The sequence below is a fragment of the Psychrobacter sp. 1Y4 genome, from assembly GCF_051847555.1.
This window is the reverse complement of the sequence record NZ_JBPYDE010001029.1, coordinates 1-546: the sequence shown is the minus strand read 5'-3', so window position 1 is coordinate 546 and position 546 is coordinate 1. Positions and strand designations below refer to the sequence as shown.

At 52.0% G+C, this 546-nt stretch carries 1 protein-coding gene; it reads left to right on the top strand.

The annotated features are described in order from the left end of the window. On the top strand, nucleotides 1–546 hold a 546-nt coding region (locus ACS8FC_RS20235), incomplete at both ends, for a D-serine ammonia-lyase (protein ID WP_439298100.1).

Sequence of the window (546 nt, the reverse complement as noted above, 5' to 3'; positions counted from 1 at the left end):
TATTTCGGGTTCAATTAAAGCGCGTGGCGGGGTCTATGAAGTACTCAAATATGCAGAGTCAGTCGCGATTGATTCGGGCCTTTTGACAGTAGAAGACAACTATCAAACTCTCGATAGCGCTGCCTGCAAAGCGGTCTTTGCTACGCACAGCATCGTGGTCGGCTCAACGGGCAATCTTGGTTTGAGTATCGGCATCATGGGTGCGCAGCTTGGCTTTAAAGTGACCGTGCACATGTCTGCGGACGCCCGCCAATGGAAAAAAGACTTGCTACGTGACAAGGGCGTCCGCGTTGTCGAGCATCAAGATGACTACAGCAAAGCCGTTGAACAAGGGCGAGTAGAGGCCGAGCAAAAACCGCGCTGCCATTTTATCGATGATGAAAACTCTCAAGATCTGTTCCTTGGCTATAGTGTCGCCGCTGAGCGCCTAAAACGACAACTGGATGAGCAAGGGGTTCAGGTGGATCACGAGCATCCGCTGTTTGTTTATCTGCCTTGCGGCGTTGGCGGTGGTCCTGGCGGCGTGGCTTTTGGTTTAAAGCAGAT